At 66.6% G+C, this 19,439-nt stretch carries 20 protein-coding genes; 10 read left to right on the plus strand and 10 right to left on the minus strand.

Annotation, left to right across the window (positions count from 1 at the left end):
- Nucleotides 1-6: 6 nt before the first annotated feature.
- Complete coding sequence (locus ACZYZE_RS18115; RefSeq protein ID WP_459316918.1) at nucleotides 7-879, plus strand: DNA-methyltransferase; 873 nt, start codon at nucleotides 7-9, stop codon at nucleotides 877-879.
- A 22-nt stretch (nucleotides 880-901) separates the two neighbouring features.
- Here the strand turns inward: ACZYZE_RS18115 and ACZYZE_RS18120 are convergent, their stop codons facing one another.
- Entirely contained in the window at nucleotides 902-1,747 is an 846-nt protein-coding gene (locus tag ACZYZE_RS18120; RefSeq protein ID WP_459316919.1) for a PHP domain-containing protein, read from the minus strand.
- 71 nt (nucleotides 1,748-1,818) lie between these two features.
- On the opposite strand from ACZYZE_RS18120, the gene ACZYZE_RS18125 reads away from it, so the two are divergent.
- Nucleotides 1,819-3,402, plus strand: a complete 1,584-nt coding sequence (locus ACZYZE_RS18125; protein WP_459316920.1) for an aminopeptidase P family protein — start codon at nucleotides 1,819-1,821, stop codon at nucleotides 3,400-3,402.
- Between the two features lie 118 nt (nucleotides 3,403-3,520).
- Here ACZYZE_RS18125 and ACZYZE_RS18130 read toward each other — a convergent pair whose 3' ends face one another.
- Nucleotides 3,521-4,414 (minus strand): YflT domain-containing protein, encoded by an 894-nt coding sequence (locus tag ACZYZE_RS18130; RefSeq protein ID WP_463909387.1) that lies wholly within the window; start codon nucleotides 4,412-4,414, stop codon nucleotides 3,521-3,523.
- A 77-nt stretch (nucleotides 4,415-4,491) separates the two neighbouring features.
- Here ACZYZE_RS18130 and ACZYZE_RS18135 point away from each other — a divergent pair, with 77 nt between their 5' ends.
- The 3 genes from ACZYZE_RS18135 to ACZYZE_RS18145 all read left to right on the plus strand — a co-directional run bounded on the left by ACZYZE_RS18135 (nucleotide 4,492) and on the right by ACZYZE_RS18145 (nucleotide 7,758).
- The gene (locus ACZYZE_RS18135) at nucleotides 4,492-5,775 is read left to right on the plus strand and encodes a magnesium transporter MgtE N-terminal domain-containing protein (protein ID WP_459316922.1); all 1,284 of its coding nucleotides are present in this window, start codon (nucleotides 4,492-4,494) and stop codon (nucleotides 5,773-5,775) included.
- Nucleotides 5,756-6,556, plus strand: coding sequence for a DUF1003 domain-containing protein (locus ACZYZE_RS18140; protein ID WP_459316923.1), 801 nt, complete (start codon nucleotides 5,756-5,758; stop codon nucleotides 6,554-6,556). The genes ACZYZE_RS18135 and ACZYZE_RS18140 overlap by 20 nt, the downstream gene beginning before the upstream one ends.
- An 86-nt stretch (nucleotides 6,557-6,642) precedes the next feature.
- Nucleotides 6,643-7,758, plus strand: coding sequence for an Mrp/NBP35 family ATP-binding protein (locus tag ACZYZE_RS18145; protein ID WP_459317081.1), 1,116 nt, complete (start codon nucleotides 6,643-6,645; stop codon nucleotides 7,756-7,758).
- 615 nt (nucleotides 7,759-8,373) lie between these two features.
- Here ACZYZE_RS18145 and ACZYZE_RS18150 read toward each other — a convergent pair.
- The 3 genes from ACZYZE_RS18150 to sigE all read right to left on the minus strand — a co-directional run bounded on the left by ACZYZE_RS18150 (nucleotide 8,374) and on the right by sigE (nucleotide 10,480).
- The gene (locus ACZYZE_RS18150) at nucleotides 8,374-8,769 is read right to left on the minus strand and encodes a twin-arginine translocase TatA/TatE family subunit (RefSeq protein ID WP_463909388.1); all 396 of its coding nucleotides are present in this window, start codon (nucleotides 8,767-8,769) and stop codon (nucleotides 8,374-8,376) included.
- Nucleotides 8,770-8,849: 80 nt separating this feature from the next.
- Nucleotides 8,850-9,848: an anti-sigma factor gene (locus ACZYZE_RS18155; RefSeq protein WP_459316925.1), complete on the minus strand. Its 999-nt coding sequence runs from the start codon at nucleotides 9,846-9,848 to the stop codon at nucleotides 8,850-8,852.
- Nucleotides 9,849-9,856: 8 nt separating this feature from the next.
- Complete coding sequence (gene sigE, locus ACZYZE_RS18160) at nucleotides 9,857-10,480, minus strand: RNA polymerase sigma factor SigE (RefSeq protein WP_459316926.1); 624 nt, start codon at nucleotides 10,478-10,480, stop codon at nucleotides 9,857-9,859.
- 282 nt (nucleotides 10,481-10,762) lie between these two features.
- Between sigE and ACZYZE_RS18165 the strand changes: the two genes are divergently transcribed.
- Nucleotides 10,763-11,395 (plus strand): O-methyltransferase, encoded by a 633-nt coding sequence (locus ACZYZE_RS18165; protein WP_463909389.1) that lies wholly within the window; start codon nucleotides 10,763-10,765, stop codon nucleotides 11,393-11,395.
- Nucleotides 11,396-11,507: 112 nt separating this feature from the next.
- Here the strand turns inward: ACZYZE_RS18165 and ACZYZE_RS18170 are convergent, their stop codons facing one another.
- The 4 genes from ACZYZE_RS18170 to ACZYZE_RS18185 all read right to left on the minus strand — a co-directional run bounded on the left by ACZYZE_RS18170 (nucleotide 11,508) and on the right by ACZYZE_RS18185 (nucleotide 14,582).
- On the minus strand, nucleotides 11,508-11,675 hold the full coding sequence (locus ACZYZE_RS18170; RefSeq protein ID WP_069949162.1) for a DUF3117 domain-containing protein: 168 nt from the start codon (nucleotides 11,673-11,675) through the stop codon (nucleotides 11,508-11,510).
- 232 nt (nucleotides 11,676-11,907) lie between these two features.
- Entirely contained in the window at nucleotides 11,908-13,197 is a 1,290-nt protein-coding gene (locus ACZYZE_RS18175) for a putative hexosyltransferase (RefSeq protein WP_463909392.1), read from the minus strand.
- 70 nt (nucleotides 13,198-13,267) lie between these two features.
- The gene (locus ACZYZE_RS18180) at nucleotides 13,268-13,648 is read right to left on the minus strand and encodes a DivIVA domain-containing protein (RefSeq protein ID WP_459316928.1); all 381 of its coding nucleotides are present in this window, start codon (nucleotides 13,646-13,648) and stop codon (nucleotides 13,268-13,270) included.
- A gap of 64 nt (nucleotides 13,649-13,712) precedes the next feature.
- On the minus strand, nucleotides 13,713-14,582 hold the full coding sequence (locus ACZYZE_RS18185) for an LOG family protein (RefSeq protein WP_459316929.1): 870 nt from the start codon (nucleotides 14,580-14,582) through the stop codon (nucleotides 13,713-13,715).
- Nucleotides 14,583-14,786: 204 nt separating this feature from the next.
- On the opposite strand from ACZYZE_RS18185, the gene ACZYZE_RS18190 reads away from it, so the two are divergent.
- The 4 genes from ACZYZE_RS18190 to ACZYZE_RS18205 all read left to right on the plus strand — a co-directional run bounded on the left by ACZYZE_RS18190 (nucleotide 14,787) and on the right by ACZYZE_RS18205 (nucleotide 18,062).
- Nucleotides 14,787-15,542 (plus strand): amino acid ABC transporter ATP-binding protein, encoded by a 756-nt coding sequence (locus ACZYZE_RS18190; protein ID WP_459316930.1) that lies wholly within the window; start codon nucleotides 14,787-14,789, stop codon nucleotides 15,540-15,542.
- Nucleotides 15,543-15,601: 59 nt separating this feature from the next.
- The gene (locus tag ACZYZE_RS18195; protein ID WP_459316931.1) at nucleotides 15,602-16,483 is read left to right on the plus strand and encodes a glutamate ABC transporter substrate-binding protein; all 882 of its coding nucleotides are present in this window, start codon (nucleotides 15,602-15,604) and stop codon (nucleotides 16,481-16,483) included.
- Nucleotides 16,484-16,581: 98 nt separating this feature from the next.
- Complete coding sequence (locus tag ACZYZE_RS18200; protein ID WP_463909390.1) at nucleotides 16,582-17,232, plus strand: amino acid ABC transporter permease; 651 nt, start codon at nucleotides 16,582-16,584, stop codon at nucleotides 17,230-17,232.
- Complete coding sequence (locus tag ACZYZE_RS18205; RefSeq protein ID WP_463909391.1) at nucleotides 17,229-18,062, plus strand: amino acid ABC transporter permease; 834 nt, start codon at nucleotides 17,229-17,231, stop codon at nucleotides 18,060-18,062. Before ACZYZE_RS18200 ends, ACZYZE_RS18205 begins: the two co-directional genes overlap by 4 nt.
- A gap of 67 nt (nucleotides 18,063-18,129) precedes the next feature.
- Here ACZYZE_RS18205 and dapE read toward each other — a convergent pair whose 3' ends face one another.
- Nucleotides 18,130-19,254, minus strand: coding sequence for a succinyl-diaminopimelate desuccinylase (gene dapE, locus ACZYZE_RS18210; protein WP_459316934.1), 1,125 nt, complete (start codon nucleotides 19,252-19,254; stop codon nucleotides 18,130-18,132).
- Nucleotides 19,255-19,439: the final 185 nt, after the last annotated feature.

A 19,439-nucleotide genomic window follows, 5' to 3' on the forward strand; every position in this document is an offset into this window, starting at 1 on the left:
CCCTCCATGACTGACACCGTCTGGGCGCCGGACGGCAGCAACCTGGTGGTACACGCGGACAACGCTGACTACCTCCCCACGCTGCCGGACGGCGCCTTCACACTGATTTATGTGGACCCGCCGTTCAACACCGGCCGGGTCCAGAAGCGCCAGGAAACCAGGATGGTGCTCAACGCCGGCGGCGAGGGCGACCGGGTCGGTTTCAAGGGCAGATCCTACGACACGATAAAGGGCGCCCTGCACAAATATGACGACGCCTTCAGCGACTACTGGTCCTTCCTGGAGCCGCGGCTCGTCGAGGCGTGGCGGCTGCTCGCCGATGACGGCACCCTGTACCTGCACCTGGATTACCGGGAGGTGCACTACGCCAAGGTGATGCTGGACGCCATTTTCGGCCGCGAGTGCTTCCTGAACGAGATCATCTGGGCCTATGACTACGGCGCGCGGGCCAAGTACCGCTGGCCCACCAAGCACGACAACATCCTCGTATACGTCAAGAATCCGGCCAGGTACCACTTCGACAGCGCAGAGGTGGACCGCGAGCCGTACATGGCGCCCGGCCTGGTCACACCGGCCAAACGCGAACTCGGCAAACTGCCCACCGACGTCTGGTGGCACACCATCGTCTCGCCCACCGGCAAGGAGAAGACCGGCTACCCGACGCAGAAGCCCGAAGGCCTGATCCGCCGGGTGGTGGCAGCCTCCAGCCGCCCCGGCGACTGGTGCCTGGACTTTTTCGCCGGCTCCGGGACGCTCGGCGCCGTCGCCGCGAAGCTGGACCGCAGGTTCGTGTGCGTGGACCAGAACCAGCCCGCGATCGACGTCATGGGCAAACGCCTCGCCCCGCACGCCGAGTTCACCGTCTTCCCACCCAACTAACTCGCAGCAGGGTCGAAGAGTGTCAGCGGGCCACGGGTGTTCCGGTGCCCAGTTCCTCGATCCGGGCAAAGACCTCCGGCGAGGTCAGGTTCTCGCCCAGCAGGTTCGGTTTCCCGGCCCCGTGATAGTCGGAGGACCCCGTCACCAGCAGGCCGTGCCGCCGGGCGAGCCCGCGCAGGAACGTCCGGCCTTCCTCGGGATTGTCCCGGTGGTAGATCTCCAGGCCGGCCAGGCCGGCGTCGATCATCTCCTGGTAGGTGCGCTCCCCAACGATCCGTCCACGGGACGACGCCACCGGGTGGGCGAAGACCGGCACACCGCCGGCCGCACGGACCAGTTCGACGGCGAGTGCCGGGTCCGGCGCGTAATGCTGCACGAAGTAGCGCGAGTGCGAGGTCAGGATGGACTCGAACGCTTCGGTGCGGTCCGCGACCACGCCCGCGGCGACCAGCGCGTCAGCGATGTGCGGCCGGCCCAGGGTGGCACCGGGCGCCACATGGTGGATGACGTCGTCCCAGCTCAGCGGATAGTCCTCCGCGAGCAGGCTGACCATCCGTTCGGCCCGGGTGAAGCGCGCGTCCTTGGCCTTGGTGATTTCCTCCAGCAGGCCGGGGTGCGCCGGGTCATGCAGGTAGCAAAGCAGGTGGACGCTGATACCTTCGGCCGTCCGGCAGGAGATCTCCATGCCGGGAACCAGCGCAACCCCGTGTTCCCGGGCCGCCGGCGCCGCCTCGCCCCAGCCGTCGGTCGAGTCATGGTCGGTCAGGGCGACGACGTCGAGCCCCGCCGCCGCCGCCGAGGCCATCACCGCGCCGGGCGCTTGGGTGCCGTCGGAAACGTTCGAGTGGGCATGCAGGTCTATCCTCACCCCACCAGCCTAGTAGATAGGCGCCGGCATTCTGTTGGCCTAAGCCGCTCCGCTGGTGAGACTATGGATGCGTGAACGATGCAGATAACACCCCAGTCTCCGCTTCCCAGCCCCTCGACGAGCGCGTCAACAACCGCTCACAGCGGCCCAATTCCGACGCCTTCAAGGCGTTTATGGCCAGCAACTGGGCACCGTCCCGGGAGGAGCTGCCGGAACGCGACGCCGTCGCCGCCCATGCCGCCACCCGCCGCCGCGCCATCTCAGAGCAGTTCAAAGGCGAACGCCTGGTCATCCCCGCCGGTCCGCTGAAGGTCCGCTCCAACGACTGCGACTACCGCTTCCGCCCGCACTCCGGCTTCGCGCACCTCACCGGCCTCGGCCTGGACCACGAGCCCGACGCTGTGCTGATCCTGGAGCCCGTGGAGACTAGCAAGGGCGACGACGGCGGACACCACCACGCGACGCTGTACTTTCGTCCGCTGGCCGGCCGCGACACCGAGCAGTTCTACGCAGACTCCCGCTCGGGCGAGTTCTGGATCGGGGCCCGGCCCACCCTCTCCCAGTTCAAGGCCCGTCTCGGCCTGGACACCGCGGACATCAGCGACCTCGAGCTGGGTATCACCAAGAACGTGGGCGCCCCCGAAATCGGCGGCATCTCCATCCGTCTAGTGCGCAAGGTCGACGAGAACATCGATGCCCTCGTGGACACCGCCCGCTACAACACGGCCAAGGACCCGGAGAACCTGGACCTGGGCATCCTTGACGCACTCGACGAGAAGCTCACCGAGGCCCTCTCCGAGCTGCGCCTGCTCAAGGACGAGTGGGAGATCGAGCAGATGAAGACTGCCGTGGCAGCTACCGTGCAGGGCTTCACCGAGGTGGTCAAGGCCCTGCCCCGGGCGCTGACCCACCAGCGCGGAGAGCGCGTCGTCGAAGGCGCGTTCTTCGCCCGGGCCCGGGAGGAAGGCAACGAGCTCGGCTACGACACCATTGCGGCCTCCGGCAACAACGCCACCGTGCTGCACTGGACCCGGAACACCGGCAAGGTCAACGCCGGCGAACTGTTGCTGCTCGACGCCGGCGTTGAGGCAGACTCGCTCTACACCGCGGACATCACCCGCACCCTGCCGGCCAACGGCACGTTCTCCGATATCCAGCGCAAGATCTACGAGGCAGTGCTCGACGCCGCCGACGCCGGCTTCGCTGCAGCCCAGCCCGGCACCAGGTTCCGCGACATCCACACCGCCGCGACCACCGTGCTGGCGGAACGGCTGGCCGGCTGGGGCCTGCTGCCGGTCTCCGTAGAGGAAGCCATCAGCGCCGAGGGCCAGCAGCACCGCCGCTGGATGCCGCACGGCACAAGCCACCACCTGGGCCTGGACGTGCACGACTGCGCCCAGGCAAAGCGGGAACTGTACCTCGACGGCGTCCTCACCCCAGGCATGGTCTTCACGATCGAACCCGGACTGTACTTCAAGGACGAGGACCTCGCCATCCCCGAGGAATACCGCGGCATCGGCGTCCGCATCGAGGACGACATCCTTATGACCGCGTCCGGTCCGGTCAACCTCAGCGCCGCCCTGCCGCGTAAGGCCGACGACGTCGAGTCCTGGATGGCGGGCATCTACCAGGAAGCCAACGGCCAGACCTCCTAGTTCCACCGCCGGCCCGCGGCGTACAGCGGCCGCGGAAAATCCAGCAGAAAGCCCCGTCCGGTACTCAGGACGGGGCTTTCTGTGTGCGCGGGCCGATGCCTTGACCTGGCAGCGCCGGCTAGTGCTGAGAGCTGTCCTGGCCCGGTTCCTGCTTGGGCGCGTCGGTGACGCGGACACCGTACTGCGGGCGGCCGTCGGGCAGGTCCGGATACGCGAACCCGGCCGGCTTGGCGGCCTCTTCCTCCTTCGGCTCCTCCGCCGGTGCGCCGGCGGCAGTTCCGGCATCCAGACCCACAGCCCGCGGCCGGGTCGGCTCAGCCTGCTGGCCTGCGGCCGGTTGCCGGTCATCCTCGGGAGTCCCCTGACCGTAGGGGTCATTCCAGCCCGCGGGGCGCTGCGGGACGTGGCCCTGCTGGCCGGGCTGCTGGGGTCCCTGCTCCGGACCCGGCTGGTACGGCTGGTGCTGGGCGTAGCCGGCGGCCCCGGCGGAAACGGAGGCATCACTCTGCGTCATCGGGAGCTGGTGGAGCAGCCGGCGCGCCTCATTCGCTGCTTCGAAGGAGACCACGACGTCGTAATTGGTCGCCACCACCTGGCTGGTCGACGTGAAGTCACGCTTTCCGCGCTGCATGGCGTAGGTGACAATGCCAAAAAGCATAAAGAACGCCGCACCCATCAGCACCGACGTCACGATCGAGATTGTGCCGTCGGTGGTGGAGAAGAAGGAGAGCATGATGCCGACGAACAGGCCGAACCACATGCCGCTCAGCGCGCCGGAGAGGGCAACGCGGGGGTAGGTGAGCCGGCCTGTCACCCGCTCCACCATTTTGAGGTCGTTGCCCACGATCGAGACCATTTGCACCGGGAACTGCTGGTCCGCGAGGTAGTCCACCGCCTTCTGGGCATCCAGGTAGGAGTTGTAGGAACCGACGGTGTCGCCCTTTGGGACGCTGCGTGCCTCGTCCGGGCCGTTGGGGGCGCCAGCCCTGGGGGCACCAAAAATGTTTGACATATTCCCATTCTTACCTATCCAGCTGGGCACCGCCTGCAAATTCAGCTAAAAGAGAGCAGACTGGGTAGCCTGTACAGGTGAGCACAAATCTTTCGCGGGTCTTTGTCGCGCGCCTCCTCGGACTGGATGTCTTCGACCCACTGGGCGACCGTCTCGGCCGGCTGCGCGACGTCGTTGTGCTCTCCCGCGGCAACCGGGGCGCCCCTCATGTGGTGGGCATCGTCGTCGAGGTTCCCGGAAAGAAACGTGTCTTCGTGCCGATGACCCGGATCACCTCGATCGACCCGACCCAGATCATCTGCACGGGACTCGTCAACCTGCGCCGCTTCGAGCAGCGCGGCGCCGAGACCCTTGTGGTGGCCGAGATGTTCGACCGCCGCGTGACCCTCGCCGACGGCAGCGGGGATGCAACCATCGAGGACATCGCGATGGACAAACACCGCTCCGGCGACTGGGTTGTCAGCAAGCTCTTTGTCCGCCGCGGCCATTCCCTCTCCCCGCTGAGCAGGCTGCGCCGCAACGAGACCATGATCATCGACTGGGCCGACGCGCAGCAGGGTGCACGGACCGAGCCCCAGGCCGCCACCCAGTTCGTCGCGAACCACGAGGACCTGAAGCCGGCCGACTTCGCCGAGGCACTCCAGGAGATGAGCGACAAGCGACGCTTCGAGGTTGCCAGCGAACTTCAGGACGAGCGGCTCGCCGACGTCCTCCAGGAAATGCCGGAAGGCGACCAGGTGGAAATCCTTTCCGCCCTCGACGTGAACCGTGCCGCGGACGTGCTGGAGGAAATGGATCCCGACGACGCCGCCGATCTCCTCGCCGAACTCCCCAGTGCCCAGGCCGAACAGCTGCTGCAGCTGATGGAGCCCGAAGGCGCCGAAGACGTCCGCCGCCTGCTCGAATATGACGAGGACACCGCCGGCGGCCTGATGACCCCGGTCCCGGTCATCCTTCCCCCGGAAGCCACGGTCGCGGAGGCCCTCGCCCACGTCCGCCGCGAGGAGCTTTCCCCGGCGCTGGCGTCATCGATTTTCATCGCCCGGCCCCCGCTGGAGACGCCCACCGGCCGTTTCCTCGGCGTCGTCCACATCCAGCAGCTCTTGCGCTACCCGCCGCCCGAACCGCTGGGCAACCTGGTGGACAAGACCCTGGAGCCGGTGTCGGACCAGGCCCACATCAGCGAGGTGGCCCGCACACTGGCCACGTACAACCTCAACTCGCTCCCCGTCGTCAACAGCGACGGTCGGCTTGTGGGGGCGGTGACTGTTGACGATGTGCTGGATCATCTGCTGCCCGATGACTGGCGCGCCCACGAGGACGATGTCCCGATAAGGAAGCTTGGAGGCCGCATTGGCTGATAACAGCGCACCCAGGAACCCCCAGGTCCGGCCGGGCAGCAAAACGGCCAAGGGAAGCCTCGATACGCCCCTGAGCGGCCGCCAGCGGATCCTGCCGAAGTTCAATCCCAACCCGGATGCCTTCGGCCAGACCACGGAAGGCTTTGCCCGGTTCATGGGCACGCCGCAGTTCCTGGTCTACATGAGCGTGTTCGTCGTCGTCTGGCTGGTCTGGAACACCTTTGCCCCGGTGGAGTGGCAGTTCGACTCCCGCGCCCTCGGCTACACCCTGCTGACCCTGATGCTCTCGCTCCAGGCTTCCTACGCCGCGCCGCTGCTGCTGCTCGCCCAGAACCGGCAGGATGACCGGGACCGCGTTTCGCTGCAGCAGGACCGCCAGCGTGCCGAGCGCAACCTCTCCGATACCGAGTACCTGACCCGGGAACTGGCCTCGCTGCGCATCGCCCTGCGTGAGGTCGCCACCCGCGATTACGTCCGGGCGGAGCTGCGCAGCCTGCTGGAGGACATGCTGGAGGCGCAGGAGGAATTGCGCACCCACGATCCGGCCGCAGGGGTCCACGAGTCCCCGCGGGACAAGGTCAAGGAGAAGCTGAAGGATCGCCGCGACAAGCAGCGCAGCCCCCGGACCCAGCAGATCCCCCGGGTCAAGACCGGCAGCAAGCCGGACGGCAAATCGGACGGCAAATCGATCAGCAAGCCGGAGCCGGGGCCCGACAGTACGCCGGACGCAGGAGCCGACACGGCCGGCCCGCCCGAGCACCGCACCTTCCCCGAAAGCTGAGCATTCACCGCATGAGCACCACCCCGGACGGCACACCGCTGGACACACCTGTGGGCTCGTCCCCGGGCTCCCCTGCGGACTCCCCGATGAACAAAGCGGTGCACACCGCCCTGACCACCGTGATCGATCCCGAGCTCCGCCGTCCCATCACCGAGCTGGGCATGGTGGACACCGTGGAGATTTCCGACGCCGGCCAGGTGCGGATCGCCGTGTTGCTCACCATCGCGGGCTGCCCGCTGCGCGGCACCATCATCGCCGACTGCGAGGCGGCGCTGTCCGCTGTGCCGGGGGTCACCGCCGTCGACGTCGAGCTCAAGGTCATGACCCAGGTGCAGCGCGACGCACTCAAGGAGCAGCTCCGCGGCGCGGGCGGGCAGCGCGGAATCCCGTTCAACGACCCCGGCTCGCTGACCAAGGTGTACGCCGTCGCCAGCGGCAAGGGCGGCGTCGGAAAATCATCGGTCACCGTAAACCTGGCCTGCGCGCTGGCCGCCCAGGGGCTGCGGGTGGGGATAGTGGACGCGGACGTCTACGGCTTCTCCGTGCCGGGGCTGATGGGCATCACCCAGACCCCCACCCGGGTCGATGACATGATCCTGCCGCCCGTGGCCTACGGCGTCAAAGTCATCTCGATCGGCATGTTCGTCACCGGCAACCAGCCGGTCGCCTGGCGCGGACCTATGCTGCACCGGGCCCTGGAACAGTTCCTCACCGACGTGTACTTCGGCGACCTCGACGCCCTCTTCCTGGACCTGCCGCCCGGCACCGGCGACATCGCCATCTCCGTGGCCCAGCTGCTGCCCAAGGCGCAGATCCTCGTGGTGACGACGCCGCAGACGGCCGCCGCAGACGTCGCCGAACGGGCCGGCGCCATCGCGACGCAGACCGGGCAGACAGTCGCCGGAGTGGTGGAGAACATGTCCTACCTGGAATTGCCCGACGGCGGCCGGATGGAATTGTTCGGCAGCGGCGGCGGCGCCGTGCTCGCCGAGCGGTTGTCCGCCACGGTGGGTACCGTGGTCCCCCTGCTGGGCCAGATCCCGCTGGACATCCTGCTCCGTGAGGGCGGGGACGAAGGTGTTCCGCTGGTGCTGGGCCGCCCGGAGACGCCAGCGGCCGTGGCGTTGCTGGACATTGCCGGAAAGCTCGCCTCGGTCCCGCGCGGGCTCAAAGGCATGCCCCTGGGTCTCCGGCCGCGCTGACCGAGCTCCTGGGTCCAGCCGACGCCCCGGTCCTAGGGTCATTTTCGCTTATTCGTCGGGTGTTTAGCCGGGCCCGGGCCTTTTCGCACCGGGAGGACATGCCCATTCTCCGCACCCGGGACAGGGCATAACCGGACTATGTCCACCCGCTGGCCGCGGCGCGGGGCATGTCCAGCGGGCATTTCGTTTACTTGGCCTGGCGCCGGCTGCCAGCGGGGGCGCTCCTTCCCGGTTGCCAGCCGCCCGGCCTCCCGCCGGCCCGGGATAAGCCCGGACTCCGGCGCCCGTTTGGCGCCGGACGCCGAAGCGACCGGGGAGGACCGTCACGGCATGGGCGCCTGGGGCCGGCCCGGTTAAGCATTGGACAGGTCCGGCGTTGGACGGGCCCATCGGACGGCTCCGGCGTTGTGTGGGTCCGGCGTTGTGTGGGTCCGGCGTTGTGTGGGTCCGGCGTTGTTGAGCCGGGCTGCTCCGCGGGAGGACATGCCCATTCTCCGCACCCGGGACAGGACATAACCGGACTATGTCCACCCGCCGGGCCCGGCGCTGGGCATGTCCCTGGGTCTCCGGCCGCGCTGACCGGACCCTGCGGTCGGTCCGGCAGGGGTTCCGGTTCTAGGTCGCCTCGGAGTCGAACGGGGCGGACTCGCCGTCGGACAGCCGCTCGATCACACGGGCAGGGCGGTCCGCAGCGGCTGCGGCCGCCGCCGCGGCGACTGACACTGCGGCCGGCGCACCGGCGCTGACCGGCTTGCTGTCATCGTCCAGCAGCGCTTCCTTGATGATTCTCCGCGGATCGTACTGCCGGGGATCATACTTCTTCCAGTCGACGTCATCGATGTCGATGCCGACTTCTTCCTTGATTTGCTCCCGCGCCCCCGACGCCATGCGGCGGACTTCCTTGACGATATTGGCAAGTTTCTGGGTGTATTCGGGCAACCTGCTGGGACCAATCACCAGAAGGCCGATGATCAGCAGAAGTAAGAACTCCGGTCCATTTATTCCAAGCACTGTAGGAAGATTACCCTCTCAACCGGAGCCGCGACGATTCGGCGGCGCCAAACGACGGCGGCCTTGCGCAGATCCCCTCGTTACGGTGCCAGGAACTCCAGGATCCGGGTCAGCCCGCGCCCCATCCGGGCGGTGAGACCGTCCTCCTGGCCATCCCCGGCTCCAAGGGCTGCTGTGCCGTGGGCCGGAATCCCTGCGGTGCCACCGGAGCGGGACTGTACCAGGGCCGCCACGCCGTCCTCTGCCTGTTCGGCGGGCTGGTCTGAAATGTAGGTGAACGTCGCGGAGGACGTCTGATAGATGGCACGGAAGGGCGCTGCCGTGTTGACCCAGAGCCCGTCGTCCACCGAGGTGAAGCCGTCAGCGGCCGCGGGGCGGCCGGTGAGTACGTTCACCGGCGCAGTGGCGCCGGGCAGCTGCCGCGCGTCCGGGCTGCTGTGCTGTTCCAGGACCGTCGCGAAGTGCTGTCCGTCGGTGAGCCGCAGTTCCAGGACCTCCCCGCCAGCCACCACACTGCCCCTGGCCCAGACCAAGTGGTAACCCAGCTCGCGCAGTTCGGGACATGTCCATCCTTGGGACCGCAGCCCGTTCAGCTGCGCCGCGGTGAGCACACCGGCTGGAGTGATGTCCGGTTCGCCGGTGACGCTCAAGCGGGAGGTAACGGCTCCGGCGCCGCCGGAGGTTGCTTCACTGACCTGTAGATCCTCCTGCAGGAAGGCGGACGACGGGGCCCCTTCCGCCAGCGGCGTGGTGTCGCCGCCCATGAGGTAGGCGGAGCCGGCCAGCAAGGTCGCGGCGGCCGCGGAGCCCCCGGCGATGAGCGCCGAGAGCCGCAGCCCGCGGTGCGGAGCGGGGCTCCGGGGGCCGGGTTCCGGTGCCGGCTGTTCCGAAGCCAGTTCCTCGGTGCGGGCCAGCAGGCGCGCAGTCAGGTCGTCGCTGGCCCGGGGCACCTCGGCGCCGCGGAGGCGTTCCAGATACTGGCGCTCCCGGCGCCGCTGCAGCAGGCACTCGGTGCAGGAGTCCAGGTGCTGGTGCCACCGATCGTGCCGGCCCCGCATCCATCTGTTCAGTAAACCCATCGCCCGGTTCAGAGGAGGCCGGCGATGCGCGGCATCTTCAGCCGCGGCTTCAGGGACTGCTTGGGGCGCGGGTCGCGGTGCGCGAGCTTTTCGCGGAGCATGGTTCGGCCGCGGTGGATCCGGGACCGCACGGTTCCGAGTTTGATGCCAAGGGCAACCGCCACTTCGTCGTAGGACAGGCCTTCGAGGTCGCAGAGCACGACGGCGGCGCGGAAGTCCGGCGGCAGTTCTTCGAGGGCGGCCTGCACATCGAGGTCAAGATTGTTGAATTCGAAGCTCTGCTCCGGGCCCGGCTCGCGTCCGGGAAGTCGCGACTCGGCGTCTTCTGACAGCGCATCGAAGCGGATCCGGCTCTTGCGCCGGGCCTGGTCCAGGAAGAGATTCGTGGTGATCCGGTGCAACCATCCATCCAGGGTGCCCGGCTTGAAGTTTTCGAGTGAGCGGAAGACCCGGACGAACACTTCCTGGGTCAGGTCTTCGGCGTCGAACTTGTTGCCCGTCAGCCGGTACGCGAGGCGGTAAACCTTCGCGGAATGGTTGGTCACCACTTCTTCCCAGCTGGGCCGGACCCATTCGGCATCGGCCGTGAGCCGGGACTCTTCAGTTTCAGGGACAGCTGCCTGAATCGACATCGTCCGCTCCCCTCATGGATGGCACTTACGCCGTGGACGGTGCTTGCGGCTGCAAGCACCTGCATCATCCTTGATTCGACGCCGATCACCACGCGGATGAGCGGACTATCATCATTTCAAATCAAGCTGGGAATTTCCTGACGCAGAAGAGCCTTCAGCCCACGGCGGAACCGCGGTGTCCGCCATCACAGCCGCAGCAGCGGCGCCTCCCGGCCGGGCCCCGCCGAACACAGTACGCTGGAGGGAATACGCCCCCCTGCCGCCCAGAAAGCGATACCCCTCATGAGCGCCGACAAGTCCACGAGCTGGTCCTACGCAGAAGATCTGCCTGCCGAGGATGAGGTCCTGTTGCACGCGCGCGAACGGTCCTTCGAACTGGGCGTCACCCCGGTGGGCCGCGGCGTCGGGGCAGTTCTGACTGTGCTTGCCGCTGCCTCGAAAGCGCAGACCGCCGTCGAGATCGGCACCGGTGCAGGGGTGTCCGGTGTCTGCATCCTGCGGGGCCTCGGGCCGCAGGCCGTCCTGACCACCATCGACGTCGACGTCGAACACCTGAAGGCCGCCCGCGAGGCGTTCCAGGAAGCCGGCAGCCCGGCCAACCGCACCCGCACCATTTCCGGCCGGGCCGGCGACGTCCTGCCACGGCTGACCGACGGCGCCTACGACCTCGTGTTCATCGATGCCGACAAGCCGAACTACCCCGGCTATGTGGAACAGGCCACCCGCCTGCTCAAATCAGGCGGCCTGCTGATCGTCAACGACGCCCTGGACAAAGACCGCGTCGCCAACCCGGCCGCCCGTGACGCCACCACGGTGGTCCTTCGCCAGGTGGGCAAGGCCATCTGCGACGACGACCGCCTCGCTTCAGCCATGCTGCCCACCGGCGACGGCCTCCTGATCGCGGTCAAGAAGTAGGGCCGTCAGGAAGCATTGCCGGGGCAGGGAACGGCCGGACAACGAAACAGAGGGCGGGACCGGCAGCCAACCGGCTGCGGATCCCGCCCTCTGTCGAAAGTGTGCGGTGAAGCTATTCGGTAACGCCTACGAGGCATTCCTTCAGGTTTGTAGCTTCGGCAGAATTGAGTTCGACCACGAGCCGTCCCCCGCCTTCCAGCGGAACACGCATGATCAAGCTTCGTCCCTCTTTGGTAACTTCCATCGGGCCGTCGCCGGTGCGTGGTTTCATAGCCGCCATAAGGAATATCCCCTCCATTAGTCCAGTGACTTACCAGCCCGGCCGGGCTGCGTCCGCTTAGTCAAACAAGCTGCCCGGCGGCCGTGATGGGAGCCATCAGGGCTATAAGCTCAGTTTGCTTCTTGTCCTTGCTTACCAACTATTATCGCGTAACAACGCGCCGGTAGCTAATCGTTGGACTTTCCGCCGCGCCGTGCCATGCCGGGCCGGCGGCCCGGAAAGGTAACATCCGTCACGGCGGATAGTCCCCTCCGCCGGGCAACGGCGCCCACGCCCAGAGCCAGACGATCCAGACAATTTGCAGCAGCAGGAACATGACCACCACGGTGCCGCGGTAGGCGCGGGAACGGGAGATCAGGGCTGCGCTCAAGGCGAGCGGGAAGAGGGGAAGCAGCATCCGGAAGGTGCTCGTCTGCGGATGCAGGAAGATCAGCAGATAGCCCAGGTAGCAGGCGCACCACAGGCGCAGTTCAGGGCCGAGCGCCCGCACCGGGCGGGACATCATAAAGAGCGTGAAGGCAGCGGCAAACACGAACGGCGCCAAGACACCCAGTGCCGGACCGAACAGCAGGATGCCGGTGTCGAACCAGGGCTTGAAGGGCACCAGGTCGTGGCCGCGCCAGACGGATTCGGTCTTGGTATAGGCCTGGATGTCTCCGGTGACGGCCCAGGCGATCGCGGGCCAGAGCAAGGCGCCGATCCCGCTGACGGCGGTCAGCCCGGCCAAGGACCATAGTTCCGGCTTGCTGTGGGGCACTGTGCTTACATGTCCGGCGATTGCCTGTCCGGCGCGTGCCGTGTGGCTGGCCTCCCCCTTGCGGTGGGCAGCGCGGAACTGCCACACCCGGTAGAGGAACAGCAGCCCCACCATGGCCGCGAACGGCACGCCGGTGGGCCGGGACAGGCACATCAGCACGACGACGGGCATAGCCCACAGATAGCGGCGCTGCACCACAAGCAGCAGTCCGGCCGCGAGCAGGAAAAGGTTCAGGGACTCCGCATACGGCACCTGCAGCACCGGCGACACCGGGAAAGTGGAGAAGAAGATTGTCCCCCACAGCGCGGTGCGGTGCGAAGCCATCTGCCGGAAGAGCCTGTAGACCACCAGGGCCGCGGCCAGACCGCAAACCACTGCGATGAGTGTCAGGGCAAAGGCGGGCTGCATCCCCGTCAGGCCGGAAACCACCCGGCCCAGCATCGGGAACAGCGCATAGAAAGCCCAGGCGTTCTCCTGCACGGTGCCGGACGCGTCGGTCGGCAGGACCTCCGGGTAGCCGTTCTGCAGGACTTCGCCGTACCAGCGGGCATCCCAGATGTTGACGAACAACCAGTAGTCCGGCTTGGCCGGAAACCACGGATTAACGCCCTGGTGCAGGGCCGCAGCCATGAAGATGCAGGCGCTGACGAGCCGCGCGGCAAGGTAGAGCCCTGCCACCTGGACCCACCACGGCCACCGCGCCACCCGGGCACCGGCGGCGGCAATCCGGCGCCAGGCGGCGGATTTCACGCCCGGCGGTGTCAGGACAGGCCCGCCGGCCGGCAGGGGATCAGGGCTGATCGGTGTATGCGCCGTTTCCTTATGCGCCGATTCCTTATTCAAGGGCTTGCTCCGGCGCGGTCCGCAGGCGGTCGAGTTCCGCTCCGAGCTCCGTGATCTTCACTTCTTTGGCGGCGAGCCGGTCGCGCAGCTCGTCCAGCACCTGGTCTACCTGGTCCATCCGGTAACCACGGAGGCCGATGGCAAAGCGGAGACGGTCGACGTCGGCCGGTTCCGGCTCGGCAGGAAGCAGCACCGGCGGCAGATTGGCAACCGGTTCGTCGAAGCCGTCGTCAAGGAACGGGCGTCCGCCGTCGTGCGGTTGGCCGTCGTCATGGCCGCCGCGTCCGCGGAAGACTTTCGATGCCAGGCCGGTGCCGAGCAGGACGGCGACGCCGATTAGCGCTATCGCAAGGAAAACCAGGAAGAAACTCACAACCCCATCGTGCCAGAAGCCGGCCGCCGGGCAACCCAGCCTGGCAGTTCAGCCCAGAGCGGCGTTACCGGGGGTGGGTGCCTGGTCCCGGGCCGGGGTTGTTGCCGTTCGGGTTCCGGTGCCGGGCGGCGCCCTCAACCACGAGCTCCACGGCGAGCGCCGGATCGTCCACTACCTGTACGAGGTCGAGGTCCTCCTCGGACATCATGCCCTCGGACACGAGCGTGGTCTGAATCCATTCCAGCATCGGGCTCCAGAAGGCCGTCCCCACGAGCACGATCGGGAATGACGTCACCTTGCGAGTCTGGACCAGGACCATCGCTTCGAAGAGCTCATCGAGGGTTCCCAGCCCGCCGGGCAGAACGATGAACCCCTGGGCGTACTTCACGAACATGGTCTTGCGGGCGAAGAAATAGCGGAAGTTGATGCCCAGATCCACCCACTGGTTCATGCCTTGCTCAAAGGGCAGTTCGATCCCGAGCCCCACCGACACGCCGTTGCCCTGGACGGCTCCCTTGTTGGCGGCCTCCATGGATCCCGGGCCGCCGCCGGTGATGACGGCCAGACCGGCCTCGGCAAGCTTCCGGCCGACTTCGACGGCGAGTTCATAGTTGAGGCTGCCGGGCAGGGTGCGTGCGGAGCCGAAGACGCTCACCGCCGGGCCGAGGTCGGCGAGGGCCCCGAATCCTTCCACGAATTCGCTCTGGATCCTCAGGACGCGCCACGGATCCGTATGGACGAATTGTCCCGGGCCTTTGGTGTCAAGCAGCGTCTGGTCGGACATCGTGACCTTGGCCTGTTTGCGCCGCAGCTCCAGCGGGCCTTTGTGCCGAATGCCGTTTGCCGGCTGCGTTTCGCGCTTTCCGGTTGCCGGCTTTGCGGCAGGGTCCTGCTTGGGGTCCTGGCCTGGGCGGTGCTGCGGATTGGTACTCATGCCCACAGGGTAACTCGGAACACCTTGCATTCCCCTTCAACGCCCTTCGGCCCGCCGCGTGCCCGCTGCGTGCCCGCTGCGTTCGCGGGAGGCTAGCGGGACCTGCCGCGAGAGTTCTGACCTGCAGGTATCTCTTGAATCACGATCTGTAGGAAGTCGGAGTGATTGCAGTCATATACCGCCAATGTTCGCTAGATTCTTCTTATGACTACTCAAGTGCCCGGCGATGCGCTCGTCTCCCTGAATGCCGTCAACAAGCATTACGGCCAGTTGCACGTCCTGAAGGACATCAACCTTAACGTCCGCAAGGGCGAGGTTGTCGTTGTCATCGGGCCGTCGGGCTCCGGCAAGTCAACCCTGTGCCGCGCCATCAACCGCCTCGAGACGATCGACGACGGCGTCATCAAGATCGACGGCAAGGAACTGCCCGAAGAAGGCAAAGAACTGGCCAAGCTGCGCGCCGACGTCGGCATGGTCTTCCAGTCTTTCAACCTCTTCGCGCACAAGACGATCCTCGAGAACGTCACGCTCGGGCCCATCAAGGTCAAGGGCATCTCCAAGGCCGAAGCCGACAAGGCCGCCATGGCCCTGCTGGAGCGTGTTGGCGTCGGGCACCAGGCTCCCAAGCTTCCGGCCCAGCTTTCCGGCGGCCAGCAGCAGCGCGTGGCCATTGCCCGCGCCCTGGCGATGAAGCCGAAAGTGATGCTCTTCGATGAGCCCACCTCCGCCCTTGACCCGGAGATGATCAACGAAGTCCTCGACGTCATGATCCAGTTGGCCAAGGAAGGCATGACCATGATCGTGGTCACCCACGAGATGGGCTTCGCCCGCAAGGCCGCAGACCGCGTGGTCTTTATGGCCGACGGCCAGATCGTCGAGGACGCGACCCCCGAAGAGTTCTTCACCAACCCCAAGAGCAGCCGGGCCAAGGACTTCCTGTCCAAGCTGCTCACCCACTGAGTCCCCTCCGAGTTCGCTCCCAGGCCGCCGCGAGGCGGCCGTCCAATGAAAGGAATGTCATGAAGGCATTTTTGACCCGAAGGAAATCCCTTCTGGTTGCCGCATCCGCAGCGCTGGCCCTCAGCCTGAGCGCCTGCGGCGGCAGCTCCTCCACGTCCAACCCGCCCGTGGCCGAAAAGCCGAGCTTCGCCGCCGACACTGCCATGGCCAAGCTTTCATCCGCAGGCAAGATCACCATCGGCACCAAGTTCGACCAGCCGCTGTTCGGCCAGAAGGGCCTCGACGGCAAGCCGGTCGGTTTCGACGTTGAAATCGGCAAGCTCGTCGCCGGCAAGCTCGGTATCCCCGCCGACAAGATCGAGTGGGTTGAAACTGTCTCCGCCAACCGCGAGCAGTTCATCAAGCAGGGCAAGGTGGACATCATCATTGCCACCTACACGATCAACGACAAGCGCAAGACCGAAGTCGACTTCGCCGGCCCGTACTACGAAGCAGGCCAGTCGCTCATGGTGAACAAGGACAACACGTCCATCACCAAGCCGGAAGACGTCAAGGGCAAGAACGTTTGCTCGGTGACCGGCTCCACCCCCGCCGGCACAATTGTGGACAAGTACGGAGCGGTCCTTGTTCCGGCCGCCACGTACTCCGCTTGCCTCGAGCCGCTGCGCAACAAGCAGGTTGAAGCCATCACCACCGACAACGTCATCCTCGCCGGCTTCGTGAACAAGGAACCGGATGCCTTCAAACTGGCCTCCGACCAGACGTTCACCAAGGAGCCTTACGGCATCGGCCTGAAGAAGGACGACAAGGTCTTCCGCGGCTGGATCAACGACCAGCTGGAAGCCTTCGCCAAGGACGGATCCTACAAGAAGGCCTGGGAAGCCACCGCGGGGGCAGTCATCAAGACTGCTCCGGAACTTCCCGCCCTCAACCGCTACTAGTCAGGTGTGGCGGTTGCCGGGGCACGCGCCCGTCGCGGCTCCGGCAACCGCCACTCCCGTCTTCCGCCCGAATCCCCTCAAGGCAGCCGAAGGAATTTATGGACGTCATCATTGAAAACCTCCCCCAGTACTGGGACGGCTTTCTCAGAACCCTCTTCCTGGCCGTGGTCTCGGGGATCTTCGCTCTGATTTTCGGCACCCTGCTAGCGGCAGCCCGCGTATCGCCGGTCGCCGCCCTGCGCGGCTTCAGCATGACGTACGTGGAAATTGTCCGGAACACGCCGCTGACCATCGCCTTCTTCTTCGCCGCGGTGGTGCTGCCCCGCCTCGGGGTGACGTTCCAGCAGTTCGAAGTGGCCGCCATCATCGCCCTGAGCGCCTACACCTCGGCCTTCATCGCCGAGGCTGTCCGCTCCGGCGTCAACAGCGTCCCGGTGGGCCAGGCCGAGGCCGCCCGCAGCATCGGCATGAAGTTCAGCCAGGTGCTGTCCCTGATCATCCTGCCGCAGGCCCTGCGGACCGTGATCCCGCCCATGATCAACATCCTCATCGCCCTCGTAAAGAACTCCTCCGTGGCCGGTGCGTTCTTCGTCCTGGAGCTGTTTGGCACCGGCAGGCAGCTCGCCAACGCCAATGGCGACGCCGTGTTGTGGGTCCTCGTCGGCGTCGCGTTCTTCTACCTGCTGATAACCGTCCCGCTTGGCTATTTTGCCAACCTGGTTGAACGAAAGGTGGCGATCGCCCGATGAGCTCGGTCCTTTACGACGTCCCCGGGCCAAAAGCCCGCCGTGTTTCGCTGATCGGCTCTGTGATCGGCGTCATCGCCATCGCCGGCCTCCTCTACTGGGCCTTCACCGTCCTGGCGCAGCAAGGAATCTTCGAGGCCAAGCGCTGGGAAGTCTTCCAGATTCCCGATGTGTGGACCCTGATCGGCGGCGGAATCCTCGCTACCCTCAGCGCGGCGGCAGTCGCCGCCGTCATCGCGTTCCCACTGGGCCTGCTCCTTTGCCTCATGCGCATCTCCGAGGTTGCCTGGATCCGGGTTCCCACCCGGATCGTGCTGGAATTCCTGCGCGGCATGCCCGTCGTCCTGATGATGTTCTTCGTGCTGTTGGTGTTCGCGACCGGCTCGTTCGTCGCCGTCGTGGCAGGCCTGGTCCTGTACAACGCTGCCATCTTCGCGGAGATCATCCGCGCGGGTATCCAGTCACTGCCGAAGGGCCAGCGCGAAGCCGGCCTCGCGATCGGCCTGACCAGCTTCAACTCGCGGCTCAGCATCGAGCTCCCCCAGGCCATCCGGCGCATGCTGCCCTCGCTCGTGGCCCAGCTCGTGGTGCTGCTCAAGGACACCTCGCTGGGCTACATCGTGTCCTACGAGGAGTTGCTGCGTAAGGTGCAGATCATGGCGGACTTCCTCGGCCCGCAGTACCTGTTCCCGGTGTTCTTCGTGGCCGCGGTGATCTACATTGCCATCAACTTCTCGGTCTCACGCCTCGCCATCTGGATCGAGAAGCGCGGTTCCAAGAAGGCGGCAGGCGGCGTGGCGCACGTGCCCGTTGCTGGCATCCCGGCCAAGTAGCCGGCCCTCAACGAAGAAGGTCCGGAATCCCGCCAGGGGTTCCGGACCTTCTTCGTTCCGCGCAGCGTTACGCCGCGAGCCAGTTCCGCAGCGCCTGCAGGCATTCGCGGATCGCGTCTGCCTCGACGTGTTCGTTGTCCTTGTGCGCGAGCAGCGGGTCTCCGGGGCCGAAGTTCACGGCAGGGATTCCCAGCTCGCTGAAGCGTGCGACGTCGGTCCAGCCGTATTTGGGTTTCGGCTCGGCCCCCACTGCGGAGACAAAGGACGCGGCGGCGGGGTGGTTCAGTCCCGGCCGCGCGCCGGCCGCGCTGTCGGTGCGGACGACGTCGAACCCCGCCAGCAGTTCCCGCACGTGGGCCTCCGCTTCATCCGGGGTCTTGTCCGGGGCGAAGCGGTAGTTGATTTCGACGACGCACTTGTCCGGGATAACGTTCCCGGCGGTCCCGCCGTTGATCTTCACTGCGTTGAGGCTCTCCCGGTAGTCCAGCCCGTCCACGTTGACGGTCTGTGGCTCGTAGCCTGCCAGCCGGGCAAGGATCGGAGCCGCGGCGTGGATGGCGTTGCTGCCCATCCAGGCGCGTGCGGAATGGGCGGCTTCGCCGAGCGTGGTCGCTTCGAAGCGGATGGTGCCGTTGCAGCCGCCCTCGACCGTCCCGTCGGTGGGCTCCAGCAGGATCGCGAAGTCCCCGCCCAGCAGTCCGCCGTGGTTACGGACCAGCCGGCCGAGCCCGCTCTTGACGGCCTCTACTTCCTCGTGGTCGTAGAACACGAAGGTGACGTCCCGGGCCGGCTCCGCGCCGCCGTCGAACAGGCTGGCGGCCAGCGCGAGCTGCACGGCCACACCGCCCTTCATATCGGTGGCGCCACGGCCGTAGAGGATGCCCTCGCCGGGCGCTCCCGAGGGCCAGTAGGACGGGACCGCCCCGAGGGAACCCTCCGTCGTCGGCAGCGGCACTGTGTCGAGGTGTCCGGCCAGGATGACCCGCTGGGCGCGGCCAAGGTCGGTGCGGGCGATGATCGAATCCCCGTCACGGATCAGCTGCAGTTGCGGGATCGAGCGGAGGGCATGCTCCACGGCGTCGGCCAGCCGGGTTTCCCCGCCGGAGACGCTGTGGATGTCGATGAGTTCCGCGGCCAGCAGCGCGACGTCCTGGCGCAGGTCCAAACGGGCGGGGGCAGTATGCTCAGTCACCGTTCCACTGTATAGGGCCAGTCCCCTCCCATCTGACTGGCAGTAGGGGCCGTTCTGGAGGGAGTGTCTGAATAACGGTGGATCCGTGGTTGGCCTGACACGCCAGGCCGTGCCTGGCGGGGAGGACCGATTATGAGCGAAACACTGGATCCCATGGCGACTGATGTGGATCAGCAAGAGTTGGC

Source organism: Pseudarthrobacter woesei (assembly GCF_055412745.1).

What these genes read in the sequence shown, in the direction of transcription:
- ACZYZE_RS18170 (WP_069949162.1), bottom strand. Translation starts at nt 11,675, where the DNA reads ATGGCGGCTATGAAACCACGCACCGGCGACGGCCCGATGGAAGTTACC.
- ACZYZE_RS18185 (WP_459316929.1), bottom strand. Translation starts at nt 14,582, where the DNA reads ATGAGTACCAATCCGCAGCACCGCCCAGGCCAGGACCCCAAGCAGGAC.
- ACZYZE_RS18205 (WP_463909391.1), top strand. Translation starts at nt 17,229, where the DNA reads ATGAGCTCGGTCCTTTACGACGTCCCCGGGCCAAAAGCCCGCCGTGTT.
- ACZYZE_RS18115 (WP_459316918.1), top strand. Translation starts at nt 7, where the DNA reads ATGACTGACACCGTCTGGGCGCCGGACGGCAGCAACCTGGTGGTACAC.
- ACZYZE_RS18200 (WP_463909390.1), top strand. Translation starts at nt 16,582, where the DNA reads ATGGACGTCATCATTGAAAACCTCCCCCAGTACTGGGACGGCTTTCTC.
- ACZYZE_RS18190 (WP_459316930.1), top strand. Translation starts at nt 14,787, where the DNA reads ATGACTACTCAAGTGCCCGGCGATGCGCTCGTCTCCCTGAATGCCGTC.
- sigE (WP_459316926.1), bottom strand. Translation starts at nt 10,480, where the DNA reads ATGTCGATTCAGGCAGCTGTCCCTGAAACTGAAGAGTCCCGGCTCACG.
- ACZYZE_RS18145 (WP_459317081.1), top strand. Translation starts at nt 6,643, where the DNA reads ATGAACAAAGCGGTGCACACCGCCCTGACCACCGTGATCGATCCCGAG.
- ACZYZE_RS18155 (WP_459316925.1), bottom strand. Translation starts at nt 9,848, where the DNA reads ATGGGTTTACTGAACAGATGGATGCGGGGCCGGCACGATCGGTGGCAC.
- ACZYZE_RS18195 (WP_459316931.1), top strand. Translation starts at nt 15,602, where the DNA reads ATGAAGGCATTTTTGACCCGAAGGAAATCCCTTCTGGTTGCCGCATCC.
- ACZYZE_RS18165 (WP_463909389.1), top strand. Translation starts at nt 10,763, where the DNA reads ATGAGCGCCGACAAGTCCACGAGCTGGTCCTACGCAGAAGATCTGCCT.
- ACZYZE_RS18130 (WP_463909387.1), bottom strand. Translation starts at nt 4,414, where the DNA reads ATGTCAAACATTTTTGGTGCCCCCAGGGCTGGCGCCCCCAACGGCCCG.